Source organism: Spirillospora sp. NPDC048911, from assembly GCF_043198015.1.
Classification (GTDB): domain Bacteria; phylum Actinomycetota; class Actinomycetes; order Streptosporangiales; family Streptosporangiaceae; genus Spirillospora.
Genome location: NZ_JBICUD010000001.1, coordinates 280,471 through 295,748 on the forward strand (window position 1 = coordinate 280,471; position 15,278 = coordinate 295,748).

General features: G+C 67.4%; 15 protein-coding genes. 5 read left to right on the forward strand and 10 right to left on the reverse strand.

The window, feature by feature from the left end; all coding sequences use genetic code 11:
* Nucleotides 1–47: 47 nt before the first annotated feature.
* The 4 genes from ACGFNU_RS01290 to ACGFNU_RS01305 all read right to left on the reverse strand — a co-directional run bounded on the left by ACGFNU_RS01290 (nt 48) and on the right by ACGFNU_RS01305 (nt 4,228).
* The gene (locus ACGFNU_RS01290; RefSeq protein ID WP_392590966.1) at nt 48–1,541 is read right to left on the reverse strand and encodes a methyltransferase; all 1,494 of its coding nucleotides are present in this window, start codon (nt 1,539–1,541) and stop codon (nt 48–50) included.
* A 57-nt stretch (nt 1,542–1,598) separates the two neighbouring features.
* Complete coding sequence (locus tag ACGFNU_RS01295) at nt 1,599–2,411, reverse strand: N-acetylmuramoyl-L-alanine amidase (protein ID WP_392589225.1); 813 nt, start codon at nt 2,409–2,411, stop codon at nt 1,599–1,601.
* A gap of 171 nt (nt 2,412–2,582) precedes the next feature.
* On the reverse strand, nt 2,583–2,819 hold the full coding sequence (locus tag ACGFNU_RS01300) for a hypothetical protein (protein WP_392589226.1): 237 nt from the start codon (nt 2,817–2,819) through the stop codon (nt 2,583–2,585).
* A gap of 392 nt (nt 2,820–3,211) precedes the next feature.
* The gene (locus tag ACGFNU_RS01305; protein ID WP_392589227.1) at nt 3,212–4,228 is read right to left on the reverse strand and encodes a LacI family DNA-binding transcriptional regulator; all 1,017 of its coding nucleotides are present in this window, start codon (nt 4,226–4,228) and stop codon (nt 3,212–3,214) included.
* A gap of 277 nt (nt 4,229–4,505) precedes the next feature.
* Here ACGFNU_RS01305 and ACGFNU_RS01310 point away from each other — a divergent pair, with 277 nt between their 5' ends.
* Nucleotides 4,506–5,222 (forward strand): TetR/AcrR family transcriptional regulator, encoded by a 717-nt coding sequence (locus tag ACGFNU_RS01310; RefSeq protein ID WP_392589228.1) that lies wholly within the window; start codon nt 4,506–4,508, stop codon nt 5,220–5,222.
* Between the two features lie 433 nt (nt 5,223–5,655).
* Here ACGFNU_RS01310 and bldC read toward each other — a convergent pair whose 3' ends face one another.
* Together bldC and ACGFNU_RS01320 are read right to left on the reverse strand one after the other, a co-directional pair.
* Nucleotides 5,656–5,859: a developmental transcriptional regulator BldC gene (bldC, locus tag ACGFNU_RS01315; RefSeq protein ID WP_012850682.1), complete on the reverse strand. Its 204-nt coding sequence runs from the start codon at nt 5,857–5,859 to the stop codon at nt 5,656–5,658.
* A gap of 236 nt (nt 5,860–6,095) precedes the next feature.
* Nucleotides 6,096–7,043, reverse strand: coding sequence for a hypothetical protein (locus ACGFNU_RS01320; protein ID WP_392589229.1), 948 nt, complete (start codon nt 7,041–7,043; stop codon nt 6,096–6,098).
* A gap of 136 nt (nt 7,044–7,179) precedes the next feature.
* Between ACGFNU_RS01320 and ACGFNU_RS01325 the strand changes: the two genes are divergently transcribed.
* Both ACGFNU_RS01325 and ACGFNU_RS01330 read left to right on the forward strand, forming a co-directional pair.
* Nucleotides 7,180–8,265, forward strand: a complete 1,086-nt coding sequence (locus ACGFNU_RS01325; RefSeq protein WP_392589230.1) for a Glu/Leu/Phe/Val dehydrogenase — start codon at nt 7,180–7,182, stop codon at nt 8,263–8,265.
* Between the two features lie 423 nt (nt 8,266–8,688).
* Nucleotides 8,689–8,904, forward strand: coding sequence for a DUF3073 domain-containing protein (locus ACGFNU_RS01330; RefSeq protein ID WP_392589231.1), 216 nt, complete (start codon nt 8,689–8,691; stop codon nt 8,902–8,904).
* A 214-nt stretch (nt 8,905–9,118) separates the two neighbouring features.
* On the opposite strand, the gene ACGFNU_RS01335 is transcribed toward ACGFNU_RS01330, so the two are convergent.
* From ACGFNU_RS01335 to purF, 3 genes are read right to left on the reverse strand one after another with little or no spacing between them, the layout of a single operon-like run.
* Nucleotides 9,119–9,808 carry a vancomycin high temperature exclusion protein gene (locus ACGFNU_RS01335; protein ID WP_392589232.1) on the reverse strand — a complete coding sequence of 230 codons (690 nt, stop codon included), beginning with the start codon at nt 9,806–9,808 and terminating at the stop codon, nt 9,119–9,121.
* 23 nt (nt 9,809–9,831) lie between these two features.
* Complete coding sequence (gene purM, locus ACGFNU_RS01340; protein ID WP_392589233.1) at nt 9,832–10,857, reverse strand: phosphoribosylformylglycinamidine cyclo-ligase; 1,026 nt, start codon at nt 10,855–10,857, stop codon at nt 9,832–9,834.
* Nucleotides 10,854–12,308, reverse strand: a complete 1,455-nt coding sequence (purF, locus tag ACGFNU_RS01345; RefSeq protein WP_392589234.1) for an amidophosphoribosyltransferase — start codon at nt 12,306–12,308, stop codon at nt 10,854–10,856. Before purF ends, purM begins: the two co-directional genes overlap by 4 nt.
* Before the next feature lie 263 nt (nt 12,309–12,571).
* On the opposite strand from purF, the gene ACGFNU_RS01350 reads away from it, so the two are divergent.
* Nucleotides 12,572–12,874 (forward strand): hypothetical protein, encoded by a 303-nt coding sequence (locus ACGFNU_RS01350; RefSeq protein WP_392589235.1) that lies wholly within the window; start codon nt 12,572–12,574, stop codon nt 12,872–12,874.
* On the forward strand, nt 12,867–13,475 hold the full coding sequence (locus ACGFNU_RS01355) for a DUF2637 domain-containing protein (RefSeq protein WP_392589236.1): 609 nt from the start codon (nt 12,867–12,869) through the stop codon (nt 13,473–13,475). Before ACGFNU_RS01350 ends, ACGFNU_RS01355 begins: the two co-directional genes overlap by 8 nt.
* Nucleotides 13,476–13,916: 441 nt before the next feature.
* On the opposite strand, the gene ACGFNU_RS01360 is transcribed toward ACGFNU_RS01355, so the two are convergent.
* The gene (locus ACGFNU_RS01360) at nt 13,917–15,212 is read right to left on the reverse strand and encodes a hypothetical protein (RefSeq protein WP_392589237.1); all 1,296 of its coding nucleotides are present in this window, start codon (nt 15,210–15,212) and stop codon (nt 13,917–13,919) included.
* Between the last annotated feature and the right edge of the window lie 66 nt (nt 15,213–15,278).

Here is a 15,278-nt window from a genome sequence, read left to right on the forward strand (position 1 = left end):
GACGGTCAGCCTGTCGATCGTCGGTCGCGGCGGTCAGCCGTCGGGGCTCAGGCGAGCTCGAAGAAGCCGTCGGCGATGAGCTCGGGGAGGACGGCGGCGGCGTGCGCCCGCACCTGATCGGGGTCCATCCCGGTGAGCTGGGCGATGGCGGACAGCAGGGGCTCCAGCGCCATCGAACCGTCACAGACGCCGGCCAGCCCCGCCTCGACCGTGCCGACCCCGGCCGCGCGGCGCAGGCGATCCGTCTGCCGCAGCAGGATCCGCTCCGGGTCCTCGGCTCCGGGCGGCCCGATCTGCTCCTGGACGATTCCGGCCGCGGCACGGAGCGAGAGCCATTCCAAGGCCCCCTCTTGTGCACAGGCTGTGGAAAACTCTGCGCTCTCCCGCAGCCCGGCGAGGACCCGGTCCACATAGGCCCCGACAGGCTGCTCGACGGCGTGCCGCATCTCTTCGATCCGCACGGTCGGCCGGGCGGCGCCCGGGTGCCGCAAGGTGATCCAGCCGAAGCCGATCCCCGTCACCCGCTGCCGCTCGAAGTACTCCAGCCACGCGTCGTACCGCGCCACGTACTCGGGCGTCCCGACCTCGACCGAGTCCCGCAGCCACAGCTCGGCGTACTCGGCCGGATCCTGAACGTCGCGCTGCACGACCCAGGCGTCACAACCGGACTCGCGGACCCACGCGCCGACCCGCTCTTCCCACGGGACACCCTCGATATGCAGCCAGTTCGCCAGTAGCTGGCATGTGCCGTCCTCGTTCAGCAGCCTCGGCCCCTCGACGACCAGGCGGCGGCAGAACTCGTCGCCGTGCAGGCCCGATTCGCGGTAGACGAGGCCGCCCTCGGGCGGCGCGATCACGAACGGCGGGTTGGAGACGATCAGATCGAAGGTCCGTCCCCGCACCGGTTCCAGCAGGGAGCCCTGGAGTGCCTCGACCCCGTCCACCCCGGAGAGCGCGAAGCTCAGGGCCGACAGTTCGAGGGCCCGCGCGTTGACGTCCGTGACCGTGATCGCTCGCGGCCGCGGTCCCGGCTCGCCCGCCAGATGCAACGCCTGGACGCCGCATCCCGTCCCAAGATCGAGTGCGCTGTCCACAGCCCTGTGGACAATCAGCCGCGCCAGATTCGCCGACGCGCCGCCCACCCCCACCACGTGATCGGGCTTGAGACGGACGCCCGCTCCAGGCCGTGCCTTCAGGTCGGACACCGCGTACCCGGCATGGCCCGTGCCGCTCACCGACTCCAACGGCTCGACGTGCACCAGGGCCCGCAATTCGCCGCCCGAACGTTCGGCCAGCCCGGTCGCGACCAGATCATCGGCGACGTCCTTCAAAGCCGCCTCGCCGACCGCCACCTGCAACCAGAAGAGCCGGGTGAGCGCCTCCAGCGGCGAGCCGCCGCCCGTCGCGCGCAACGCCGGGACGATCTCGTCCCGCGCCAGCGCGCCGCCCGCCACCGGGCCGAGCAACTCCCGTACACCCGCGACGGTGTACTCCGTGAAAGCGCCGCGAACGCGGCTCAGCGAATCAGACACCCGCCCCATCCTGCCCGGCGAGGCGGTCACGGCGAAGCCCGGATCGCCGTCGGCTGAAGTACTGGATCAGCTGAAGTACTGGACGAACCCCGTGACGAAGGACGCCGCGATGCGCTGCCGGAACGACGCGCTCGACAGCTTGGCGGCGTCGCCGGCGTTCCGCATGTTGCCGGTCTCGACGAAGACCTTCGGCACCGTCGACATGTTGAGCCCGCCCAGATCGTCCCGGGAATTGAGCGCGTTGGTACCGACATAGGTCGAATACGGCATGCCGGTGCCGCTCTTGTAGGCGTCCCGGAGGGCCTTGCCGAGCTTGCGGGAGGCCGGGACCATCGTGGCGTTGTGCCCCTTGACCGTCAGCGGCTCGATCACGTGGAAGCCGTGGCCGCTCGCCGGGGCGCCGTCCGCGTGGATCGAGATCGCCGCGTCCGCCTTGGCGCGGTTGCCGATCGCGGCGCGCTCGGTGATGCACGGCCCGACGCCGGTGTTGTCGTTCCGGGTGAGGACGACCTTGGCGCCCTTCGCCCTCAGCAGCCTGGCCAGCCGGGTGGACACGTCCCAGGTGAAGGCCGCCTCGCTGTAGCCGGCCGCCGTCGCCGTCCCCGTCGTGTCGCACTCCTTGCGGCCGTTGCCGATGTCGACCTGCCGGTTGATGACCTCCGGATGCTTGGCGTTCCCGCCGTTGTGCCCCGGGTCGATCACGATGACCTTGCCCTTGAGCGAGCCGGTGTCCTGCGCCTGCCTGGGCTCCCCGGAACCGGCGGAGGGCTTCGAGGGCTCGGCCACGGGCGGCTGCGCGGTCTGGCCGCCCTTCTCGGGCGACGAGCCTCCATCGCACGCGGACAGAGCCGCCAGGCACAGGAGCAAGCCTGCCGTCATCGTGCCGCTCCGGTGGAATAGCAAGACCCGTCCCCCTGTGATTTCTTCGTTACCAACCCTGACAGTCTGCACACCGGCCTGGGTTCGTCAAACGAAGTTCACGCAAATACGCCGCGGCCGTGCCCTCCCCTATGAGGTCACACGGCCGCGGCTCCCTGCTGGACGTTCAGATCAGCGGAGTATGTCCTCCTTGCCGAGGAGCGCGGCGAGAGCGCGCGCTTCGTCCGCGTCGAGGCCCAGCACTACGCGCGGTCGCCCCCACGGGTGATCGATCGAGTGGGCCACGTAGCTGGCGACGGACTCCGAGATCTGTTCGGCCAGTCCTCGCGCGTGACGCCATTCCGACCACGCGCGTTCCAACTCACTAGCCGCGCGCTGTGCGCACGACACCAATTCCGGATCACGCACGGAATGAAACCCCCCTGGGTGAACATGATCCTTCTCCGTGTCCACTCGGCGGAGTCCCCGGCCGGGCCGTCTCCTCTGAGACCGGCCCGGTCCTGCGGTTCCCCCGACCCGCCGAACGGTGAACCCATTAACCCGCCACGGCCGCCTCGCGGCCCGCCGATTGCGGCAGGCTTGGCCAGCCCCTTACCTCAGCCCCGCCCGTCCAGGCCATTGATCGACCTCCCCCAGACCGAACGATCATCCAGCCCCGCCCGACCGCCACCGCCAAGAGCCGCGAACGCCAAACAACGCACACGCCAGACAACGCGGACCTCAGACAGCGCGGACCTCAGACAGCGCGGACGCCAGATAACGCGGACGCCAAACGGCGCGAACGCCAGACGGCGCAGACGTCAGACGGCGGGGGCGGGGCCCGTGGTGGAGCGGACCACGAGGTGGGGGACCACCAGGTTCTGCCGGGCGGCGCGGACCGGGTCGTCGATGCGGGCGGTGAGGAGCTCGGCGGCCACGCGGCCCATGTCGCGGCGAGGCTGGTCGACGCTGGTCAGGGAGATATGGCGGATGGCGGCGAGGTGGGTGTTGTCGTAGCCCACGATCGAGAGGTGCTCGGGCACCGTGAGCTCCAGCTCGTCGGCGGCGGAGAGCGCCCCGGTGGCCACCAGGTCGTTGGGCGCGAAGATCGCGGTGGGCCGGTGGTCCCGGGTGAGGAGGGCGCGGGCGGCGCGGTAGCCGCCCTCCTCGGTGAAGTCACCGGCCTCCACGACCACCTCGGTGGTGAGGCCGTGCCGGTCCATGGCCTTCTCGTAGCCCGCGCGGCGGTAGCGGGCGGTGGTGGAGGGGGCGCCCTCGATGTGCGCGATGCGGCGGTGGCCCAGCTCGACGAGATGGTCGACGGCCAGGCTGGCGCCGAGCTCGTCATCGTCGACGACGATGTCGACGCCGGAGACGTCCCGTTCACCGACCACGACGACGGGGACGCTGGCGGCCGCCTCCTTGAGGGACTCGGGGACCACGCTCAGCAGGACGAGCCCGTCGACGCGCATCTCCAGGAAGGCCTCGACGGCCTCGGCCTCGAAGAGGGGGTCCCATCGGCCGCTGCCGACGAGCATGCGGAGGCCCTCGCCGTGCAGGCTCTCCTGCAGGCCGTCCAGGAACTCCGCGAAGAAGGGGTTGTGCAGGTCCGCGACGATCGCGCCGATGAGCCGGGTGCGGCCCTCCACCAGGCTCCGCGCGACGGCGTTGGGCCGGTAGCCGAGCTCCCGCGCGGCCTGGAGCACCGCCTGCCGGCGGCGTTCGCTGACGTGCGGCGACCCGCGCATGACGAGGGAGACGAGCGACTTCGAGACGCCGGCCCTCTCGGCGACATTGCGGATGGTGGGCTTGGGGGGCCTTACATCACCAGCTGACATGGCACTCCGTCCGGGGGGCCTGCAGGACCTGCCGCCAGGGCGTTCCGAGCCCTTTGCCACGGGACGGAACACCCTCCCCACTCGGGGGGAGATGCCATGATGCCTCGCCTTCACCCCATATCGTCGCAACAGCGAGTAACGGGCAGCCGCCAATGCCAGTTCTTGCCTGTGGTGTCCTGGATCACAGGGTGGATCCAGGCACAAACCACCACTCCACGGACACTCCAGGGACGCCGCGCGCGCCGATCTCACGCCTGCGCTCGGATACGCTGCCAAAGTGGGAGATCGTGCAGTGGCAGGCGGCAAGGCCAGGGGCGGGCAGGGTTCCGCCCCTGCCGCTCGTTCCCAGCAGCGTGGCAGACGCAGGCTGAGTGTCGACGAACGCCGGGACGAACTGATCGAGGCCGCGCTGGAGCTGTTCAGCACCAAGTCTCCGGAAGACGTCTCCATCGACGACGTCGCCGCGGCCGCCGGCGCCTCCCGCGCGCTCGTCTACCACTACTTCGGCGGCAAGTACGAGCTCTACATCGCGGCGCTGGGCAGCGCGGCCAGGCAGCTGTCTGTGTTGCTGGAGCCGCCGACCGAGGGCACGCCGATCGAGCGCCTGCAGATCTCGCTCAAGCGCTACTTCGATTTCGTCGAGAGTCACGCACCGGGGTTCACGGCGCTGCTGCGCGGCGGGCCCGCGGACCGGTCGGGCGAGGTCGGCGAGATCGTCGACGGCATCCGGCAGCTGCTGCTGGGCCGGATCCTGCACGCGATGGACGTGGAGATCCCCACGCCCGTGCTGCGCATCACGCTGCGTTCATGGATGGCGTCCGTCGAGACCGCCGGCCTGGACTGGCTGGAGAACCGGGATGTCACCCGGGAGGAACTCGAACGTCTCCTAGTCGACCATCTGGTGGTGCTGCTGGACGTCGCGGGCCAGCACGAACCGGCGATAGCGGCCCTCTTCGACCGCCTCGCCCACGAAGAGGTCCCCACCGAAGACTGAGCCGCCACACGGCCAACACAGCCAGCGCAGCCAAGGCCCAGACAGTACGGCCAAGGATCGGATGGTGCGGCCGAAGGCCAGATAGTGCGGCCAAGGACCGGCAGCGCAGCCAAAGGCCGGATGGTGCTGCCAAGGTTCGGACAGTGCGGCGACGGGCCGGATGGTGTGGTCAGGGGTGAGAGCGCGGGTGGGCTGAGAGGGCGAAGTGTCCCGCTCGCATGGTCACGAGCGGGACATTCGTTTGGACGGTGGCTCGGCCCAGGACGGCGATTCTCGGATCATCACAGTCCTGGACCTTCGTCCAGGGGGCTTCTGAACAGGACTTCGACCCACTGCCGGGTGCGAGGTTGTTCAGCGGCCTCCTGGTCGCCCCCCACTATTTCTCTGTGTGCGCCCGGCGAGGCCCCCTTGGTCACTCGCCGGCCGGAGTGCGTTACTCCGAGCGCTGCTGCGGGATACCCGCCAGCAGCGCACGAACCTCAGCCTCGCGGTAGCGCCGGTGCCCCCCCAGGGTGCGGATGGACGTGAGCTTTCCGGCCTTCGCCCACCGCGTGACGGTCTTGGGGTCGACGCGAAACATCGTCGCCACCTCTGCCGGCGTCAGCAGGGGCTCAGCCTCTGGCGTACGTGCTGACATTTGTGCGGCCTCTCCTCCGTGGACCGATGACAGCGATCCTGCGATTTCCTCGCGCGGTCACTGATGTCCCCTATGGCCCGAAAGAGCCACTATGACATCACAACGTGTAACCTTGCCACCACTCAACGCAACAAGCAAGTCCCTGAGCGTAGTTGCGTGTTCAGTGGCGACTGGGTCACGCTGCGTGATTCTAGCGACACGTATAGTCGTATCGCGCGCTGATTCGGGAAATTTGTTCAGTTCGCCGATTCAAGGGCCCGTACAGGCCGCCAGCGGGCGAGGAGACGCTTGTACATCGCGACCGCCAGCTCAGCCTCACCGCGTTCCATCGCTTCGAGGGCGACCCTGATCTCGCCGACCGACTCGTCGGCTCGCAGCGTCCGGTCGTCCAGCAGATGGACGAGCCCGCCGTAGTCGAGTTCCACCAGGGCGCGGGGGTGGAATCCGCCCAGCCAGCGGCCGAGCGTCTCCACCTGTCCGGCGGCCAGCACGGTGGTCTCGCCGGTCCCCTCTCCGAGGTTGTCGCGGACGACGCGAAGGGCCGCGGCGACACGGCGCCGCGCCTCGGCCATCGCCGTGACGTAGATGAGGGTACGCGTCACGGCCGCCGTCGCAGGCCCACGACCTGGGTTTTCCCCGAAGCAGGTCGCGGATTTACGTTCCGCTGTGGCGGCCTCACCGGTGGCGGCCTCACCCGTGGCGGGCTCGCCCAGCAGCAGGCAGCGCTCCGCACCACCGAACGCCACGAACCACGCCAGCGGGACATGCCAGGTGCTCGAGAGGATGTGCGGGTTCAGCGAATTGCCCGCGGCCTTCCACCGTCCGAACTCGTCCACCACGCCGTCCGCCACCGCCGACGGCACGAAGGCCTCGGCCGCCCCCGCCGGGAGCGCGGCGACGAACCGGTCGAACGCCAGCCACGAGCGCAGCCGCGTCTCCCAGGGGCTCACATAGATCATGTCCGCCGAACGCCGCACGTAGGCGTGCCGGCTCTCCCGTTCCGGGACCGGCTCCGGCGGGAACGCGGCCAGCCGCAGCGTGGCCTCGCGATGCTCGGCGGCCAGCGCGTGGATCCGCCGCGGACGCCGCCGGGAGTCGGCGTAGGCCGTCCAGAGGGTCCGTGCCGGCTCCGGAAAGGCGGTCACCGGCTCATATACCCGTAGGTAAGCGGCGTACGGAAGCACCCTCGCATGGTGACATGAGCCCTGCGGGGACAAGGCACCGACAACCCCACCGAGATCCCTGTGTTACCTGCAGACTCGCCCGTCTCCCCCTGGGCGGTTCTAGTCTGATCCTTAAGACTGAGAGGAGGGCACTACCGTGCCTAACGTCTTCGGGTCGCCCCACAAGGGCACAGAACCCCGACACGAGCAGGTCGTCTTCTGCCAGGACGAGGCCAGCGGCCTGCGTGCCATCATCGCGCTCTACTCCACCGCGCTCGGCCCCGGGCTGGGCGGCACCCGCTTCTACCCCTACGGGTCGGAGGAGGAGGCGCTCACCGACGTGCTGAACCTGTCCCGCGGCATGGCGTACAAGAACGCCCTGGCCGGGCTCGATCACGGCGGGGGCAAGGCCGTCATCATCGGCGATCCCCACACCGACAAGTCCGAGGCCCTGCTGCGCGCGTACGGACGGTTCGTCCAGTCGCTGAACGGCCGCTACTACACGGCGTGCGACGTCGGCACCTACAGCGAGGACATGGACATCGTCGCCCGCGAGAGCCGCTACGTGACCGGCCGCACGGTCGCGCACGGCGGCGCCGGCGACTCGTCCATCCTCACCTCGTACGGGGTGTACCAGGGCATGCGCGCCGCCGCCGACCACATCTGGGGCAGCCCCACCCTCCGCGGCCGCCGCGTCGGTGTCGAGGGCGTGGGCAAGGTGGGCCACCGCCTGGTCGACCTGCTGCGCGAGGACGGCGCGGAAGTGGTGATCTGCGACGTCAGCGAGGCCGCCGTCGAACGGGTCGTGGAGCGCCACCCGGGGGTCGAGGTCGTCGCCGACAACGACGCCCTCATCCACTCCGAGATCGACGTGTACGCGCCCTGCGCGCTGGGCGGCTCGCTCGACGACGACACCGTCCCCGCCCTCGGCGCCAAGATCGTCTGTGGCGCCGCCAACAACCAGCTCGCGCACCCCGGCATCGAGAAGCAGCTGGCCGACCGCGGCGTCCTCTACGCCCCGGACTACGTGGTCAACTCCGGCGGGGTGATCCAGGTCGCCGACGAGATCGAGGGCTTCAACTTCGATCGCGCCAAGGCCCGGGCCACGGGGATCTTCGAGACCACCCGGCAGATCTTCGTCCTGGCCGCCGACGAAGGCGTCCCCCCGGCCGTCGCCGCCGACCGCCTGGCCGAGCAACGGATGTCAGCAGTGGGCAGGCTCCGCGGCATCTGGCTCGGTTGATCGTTCCTGTTCGCCTGGCGGCGCGGGGACGAACCACAAGAGTGACGAACGCGACATAGAACGGCCGCCGGGCCGACACCTCGACCCGGCGGCCCAGCGCCTGGTGCCCCGCTGGGCGGGTTTGTCCTTGCGCCGTAAGGGTTACGGTTACGCGCACAAGCGAGGCTTGGCCCCTGCCAGAGGCGGTTGGGCCGGGGCTGCGTGATCGCGTGTCGGCCAGGTCTGTGAACTCGCAATCACCCGATATACTGGGGCTATCCGCAAGGAGCCTGCCGCCACCGTCCTGACGATGTACCGAGCCGGGCGCAAAACGGGTACGGTTGTGTCCGTGACTGAACCATGGCTCATCAGGCACCGGTTCGTGTGGTGGACGCGCGCGTTGATGGGCCCACGAAAGCCCTGACCATCGAGGGGGTCGAGCCAATGGGTCGCGGCCGAGCCAAGGCCAAGCAGGTGAAGGTAGCCCGCCAGCTCAAATACAACAGCGGCGGCACGGACCTCGACCGCCTGAAGAGTGAGCTGGGAGTCCCCGAGTCGACGGAGCCCGACCCGTACGACGAGCTCGCCGACAAGTACGCCGACTACGCCGAGGAATATGGCGCGGCTGAGGACGACCGCAAGGACGGCACCTCAGGCTGACCCTCGGGATGAGCAGTGCCCGCAAGCAATGCTTGCGGGCCTTCTCGTATCCAAGAGCGTTAGCGCCGATCCAGCGGATCCATGAACACGGGTGTTCCCCGACTCATGGCGCGCAGGTCTTCGTTGGCTCACGTGTAGCTGCAGGTGTTCGCCAGCTCGCGGCGTGGCCGCGGTATTCGTGGGCTCACGGCGTGGCCGCGGGTGGGCCGTCGGCTTACGGTGTGGCCAGGGCCTTCTGGACGCCGGGTTCGGTCCGTCCCAGGAGCTTGGGATCCCGGTGACTCGTGAGGTCCTTCATGGCTTTGATCATGGCGAGGGGTTCGCGGGCGTAGCCCTTGACGGTGGCGTCCGTGCGGCCGGCCATGCTGTCGTCCCCGACACCGACGGCCTCGAGCCCTGCGGCTCGGCAGAGGGCCACGGCGCGGGGCAGGTGGAAATTCTGGGTCACCACGGTGAGCCGTTCCACCTGGAAGATGCGCTTGGCGCGGGCGCAGGAGTCCCACGTGTCGAGACCCGCGAAGTCACGGACGATCTTCTGGTCCGGTACGCCGTGGGCGATGAGGTAGTCGCGCATCACGGTGGGCTCGTCGTAGCCCTTGACCCGGTTGTCGCCTGAGACCAGGAGCACCTTCACCTTGCCGCGCCGGTAGAGGTCCGCGGCGACGTCCAGGCGGCGGGCCAGCAGGATCGACGGCTGGCCGCGCCAGATCCCCGCGCCCAGAACCAGGGCCACAGGGCTGACCGGGACGTTCCCAGGCCCGTACCGGTAGCGGGCCGTGTCCGCGTACGCCCAGCCCAGCGGCGCCAGGACCCCGTACACCAGCAGGGCGCCCAGGACCGACAGCGGCAGCGCGAGGCGGCGCAGGCGGGCGAGCGCGACCCGGACCGGCGCGCGAAAGATCATCACACCCATGTGACGCGCGATCGTCAGGCGAAGTTGGCGGTGCCGCCGCCTTCGACGATCTCGCCGAGGACCCAGGCGGGAACGCCGCGGTCGGCGAGGGTGCGCACGGCGTCGTCGGCGGCCTCCGGGGCCACGATGGCGGCCATGCCGACGCCCAGATTGAAGGTCTTGTCCATCTCGGCCTGCGGAACCTTGCCGTACGCCTGGAGAGCGGCGAAAAGCGGTGGAACCTCCCAGGACGACCGCTGGAGCACGGCGTCGGCCGTGGAAGGCAGCGAACGGGCCAGATTGGCCGTCAGGCCGCCTCCGGTGATGTGGGCGAACGCGCGCACGCCACCGGCGCGGACGAGCGTCAGGCAGTCCTGGGCGTAGATGCGGGTGGGTGTGAGCAACTCCTCGCCGAGCGGGCGGGAGAGGTCGGCCAACTGCGTTTCCAGGGCCAGATCACTGGTCGCCAGAATGTGGCGGACGAGCGAATAGCCGTTGGAGTGGATGCCCGAGGACGCCATGGCGATCACGACGTCTCCAGGACGTACCCGGTCGGGCCCGAGGATCTCGTCGGCCTCGACCACCCCGGTGCCGGCACCCGCGATGTCGAACTCGTCCGCCCCCAGCAGGCCCGGGTGCTCGGCGGTCTCGCCGCCGATCAGCGCGCAGCCCGCGAGCGCGCAGGCGTCCGCGATGCCGCCGACGATGTCGGCGATGCGCTCGGGGATCACCTTGCCGCAGGCGATGTAGTCGGTCATGAACAGCGGCTCGGCGCCGCAGACGGCCAGATCGTCGATGACCATGCCGACGAGGTCGTGCCCCACGGTGTCGTAGACGCCCAACTGCCGTGCCAGGTCGACCTTCGTACCGACCCCGTCGGTGGACGTCGCCAGCAGCGGCCGCCGGTACTTCAGAAACGCCGACGCGTCGAAGAGCCCGGCAAAGCCACTCGCGTCGTCCACGACCTCCGGGCGCCGCGACCGCGCCACGCGCGACTTCATCAGCTCGACGGCCCGCTCACCGGCGGCGATGTCGACCCCGGCGGCCTCATAGGACGTCACTTGACGGTCACTTCCAGCAGGTGCTTGCCGCGGGCGTCCTCCTCGACCGGGATCGGATAGACCCCGTCGAAGCACGCGCGGCACAGCCGGTCCTTGGCGATCTTGGACGAGGCGATCAGCTCGTCCAGCGAGATGTAGCCCAGCGAGTCGGCGCCGATCGAGTCGCGGATCTCCTCGACCGACAGATTGCCGGCGATCAGCTCAGCCCGGCTGGCGAAGTCGATCCCGTAAAAACAAGGCCAGGCCACCGGCGGGCTGGAGATGCGCACATGCACCTCGGCCGCGCCCGCGTCCCGCAGCATGCCCACGATGGCCCGCTGCGTGTTGCCCCGCACGATGGAGTCGTCCACCACCACGAGCCGCTTGCCCTCGATGGCCTCGCGCAGCGGATTCAGCTTCAACCGAATCCCCAGCTGCCGGATCGTCTGGGAGGGCTGGATGAACGTCCGCCCGACATACGAGTTCTTGACGAGCCCCTGGCCATACGGGATGCCCGACGCCTCCGCATACCCGATGGCAGCAGGCGTCCCCGACTCAGGCGTGGGAATCACGAGATCGGCCTCGACCGGATGCTCACGAGCCAGCCGCCGCCCGACTTCCACCCGGGTGGCCTGCACACTGCGGCCGGCAATACTCGTATCCGGCCGGGCCAGATACACATACTCGAACAGACAGCCCTTTGGCCGGGGCTCCGCGAACGTCTCGGACCGCACCCCGTCGGCGTCGATCGCGATCAGCTCGCCCGGCTCGATCTCCCGGACGAACTGCGCGCCCACGATGTCGAGCCCGGCGGTCTCCGAGGCCACGACCCAGCCCCGTTCGCCCAGCCGGCCCAGCACCAGCGGCCGGATGCCCTCAGGATCCCTCGCCGCGTAAAGCGTGCTCTCGTTCATGAAGACCAGCGAGTACGCGCCCCGCGTGACCGGCAGAATCTCCCTGGCAGCCGACAGCGGACCGCCCTCACGCGTCGCCAGCAGCGCCGTCAGCACCTCGGTGTCGCTCGTGGCCGTCAGCACCCCCTCGGGCAGCTTGGCGGCCAGCTCAGGCGTGTTGATCAGGTTGCCGTTATGCGTCAGGGCCAGCCCGCCCGCCCCGGTCGAGCGGAACGTGGGCTGCGCGTTCTCCCAGGTAGGCGACCCTGTCGTGGAGTAGCGGCAGTGTCCGACGGCGATATGACCGCGCAGCGTGTTGAGCACCGACTCGTCGAAGACCTGGGCCACGAGCCCCATGTCCTTGAAGACGACGATGCGCGACCCGTCGCTGACGGCGATGCCCGCGGACTCCTGTCCGCGGTGCTGCAGCGCGTAGAGGCCGTAGTAGGCGAGCTTGCTCACCTCCGCCCGGCTGGCCTCGCCCGGCGGAACCCAGACGCCGAACACCCCGCAGGCGTCCTGCGGGGAGCGGTCGGAGGGGTCGATGTCGTGGCTCAGACGTCCGTCACGAAGAGGCACACACGTCAGTCTAGTTGCCCCCCTCACCTGCTCCGATCAGCGCATCTCCTTAACCGACCTTTAAGGGGTCATTCCGACCCCTTGATCATGGCCACGTCCGGCTGAGTCCGCCTACGCCGTACCGGGAGCCGCCCACCTGCACCACCAAGGAGGGGCGAGCCAGCACCAAGTCCGAGTGAGTCTCATCACGTCGATCCAGATCGACACGCATTGGCTCCCATCCCGGGCTCCCCTGGCTCCCCCTCCCAGAAGGGAGGCCCCACATGATCACCAACACGCCAAACTTCCCCGAGGACACCCCCGTACTCGTCTGGTATCCGCCCCCAGGCGCCAACGACCAAGACCGCACCTCCTGGGCCTGGCTACCCGGCACAGTCCTCGAACGCTGCGGCCCAGACGAGTGGTCCGTAGTGATCGACGGCCGAGACGACCTCTCCGAGCCCGACCCACACGACCCGCAGTGCCGCCTCTACCCCATGTGCTTCCGGGACTCCACCGAACTCAGGACGATCACCACACGCGCATGGGAGCAAAGCACCGTTCGAGGGGAGTCGGCCGATGGCTGATCGCCTCACCCGGATCACAACCGCCCTCGCCGTCCTGCTCGTCGCAACGGTCGCCGCCGTGATCTCGTACCGCCACGCGTACGAGTTGGTACGGACACACGGCGAGACCGGCATCACAGCGCGCCTCGTCCCAATCACCGTGGACGGCCTCATATGGGCGGCCTCCATGGTGGTCCTCGACGCAAGTCGCCGGAAGCAGCCAGTACCAACGCTGGCCAAGTGGAGCCTGGGCGTAGGCATCGTGGCCACCATCGGCGCCAACGTGGCACACGGCCTGAACCACGGCCCCACAGGCTCCCTCGTGAGCGCCTGGCCGGCACTCGCTCTCGTCGGCTCCTTCGAGCTCCTGATGATGCTGACCCGCAACGTGGCCTCGTCAGCTCAGGCTGAGCCTGGGGCCGAGCCCAACAGCCTCACGCCGGACGAAGCCGACTCCGACCGCTCCAATGTGGAGCTTGGTTCCGAGGACGCGGTCCTCGCCGACTACCTCGCAAGCCTCAGCGGCCCAGGCAGACCGATATCCCAACGAGCGCTCTCAGAACGACACGGCATCGATCGCCGCAAGATAAGACAGATCATCGCCACAGTGGCGCAAGACTGAACCAACGTGGAACAAGGAGGACCCCGTTGATCCAAAGCGGATCAGCGGGGTCTTCGCACATGCGGGTCTGTTGAGGCTCAGCAGCCTAAACAGGCAGTCCGTGCGCTGCCCAAACTCATACATACAAACAGAATCAGCCACCTCCACTGCAGCACCCGCACGTCTCCGACCTGCGCACAGCCCTTCAGCAACTCTGCCACCGTCCTTAACCATCCAGATTCATCGTTAGTACTTCGCTAGCATGCACAATATTCCGAAGGCGCGCCTGCGCGATCGCGAGACGCTGCCATAGGCAATTCCGTGGGGGCATGCCCTCTGGCCGGGTCGGGGTTGTGAGCCCCCACTTCACTCTCGAACGGCCACTTGATATATATGCCTTCGGTCACACTGCTGAGAGTGCAGAACACGCATCCTCGTCAGATGAGCCCCCGGACGCGCGAGCTAATCAGAGTCCGCATTCCATTTATCCCATATAGCTCGAACCGGTATCAGGAAATTGTATCGCGCCTCAGGGACAACATTGACTTGCTCGATGGAGTCTTCATAGATGATTCGACCAAATCGCCGCGTGAAGGGAATGAGGAGGTCTCGAACCTCCCCGCCTGAATTCTCCGCATAGACGATCAACCCTTCAGTCCTGTCAGACGACTGCGCAGGAGGTATTATTTCCCCATCAGGCCCATGAGACATAGGAGCAACCCACATCTCGCCAGTAATGATGACGCCATCGAATTCGTTCACCGCGACAGAATCAGCTATCTTTTTCGCCAATAGCATCTTGTCGCCACGGTCGCGCGCAGCAAGAACTTCTGCACCGCAGGGTGTCAATCCACGGAAGTAGAAGATGAACCATCCGTGATGCTTATCCTTCTTCAGTATCTTTTTTCCGATCTCAGCATATAGAGGCACGTAATCCATAATAGATTCTGGTTGACCCTGGAGGCGTTCAAGTTCATCCATCCTGTACTTACGTACCGCACGAGCTGTGAAATTCTCCGGCGGTTTACCCATAGGAAAGCTCAGCCCACCTCCCGTTATACTGCCATCCTTAATACGATAGGAGGTAGTCCGCGAATACTCAGTCGTAATCATGCATGGGAGTCGACCATTCGCATATTCCTTGTCTTCCAAGCGCACAGCACCGTCCGGTGTACGCATAAAAATGCCGTGCTCCACTCCAAGGCGCATGTGCACCTCGTCCATCAAGCCGGAAAGCACCCCGTACGCATGAGCTAGGCCATTCAATAGTTCCCAAGTTGGGAGCGCTCGATCTACCCATCTTCTTTCCATCGAGAGTACGGCGTCTTCCATCACGCTGGGTGGTATCCTAAGACTCTTTATACGTTCTGCGTAGTCCCTCAATGTTGACCGCGGAGGCATGGAGATCTTCTTATCAACTATACTTTGCTTGCGCTCTCCCTCTTCTTTATTGTTAGGCGCTGTGTCGAAATAGGTGACTATCAGACGAGCTATGGCAACCGACTTAAGCTCAAGGTCACTCATCTTCACGATCCTATTTCTTGATTTGACCACCCAACGCATGACTTCATCGTCCTTCATCTTCTCCTGCCATGCGGGATACCATTGATCAAAAGCAGGTATTCGCGACTTCTCCTTCTGGAGAACCCATGTCACATTGCGAAGAGCTTGGATACAGGCATTTAGATTTGCCCTGAACCCTTCAGGATCGTCGTAGTCAGTTAGGCAGCCGTGCCACCACCGATGCGCCTCTTCCATCCGACTATGAGCGGTATGCGCTGGGCAATGAGTGTGCTCTCCACGATCATGCTCTACGGACGACCG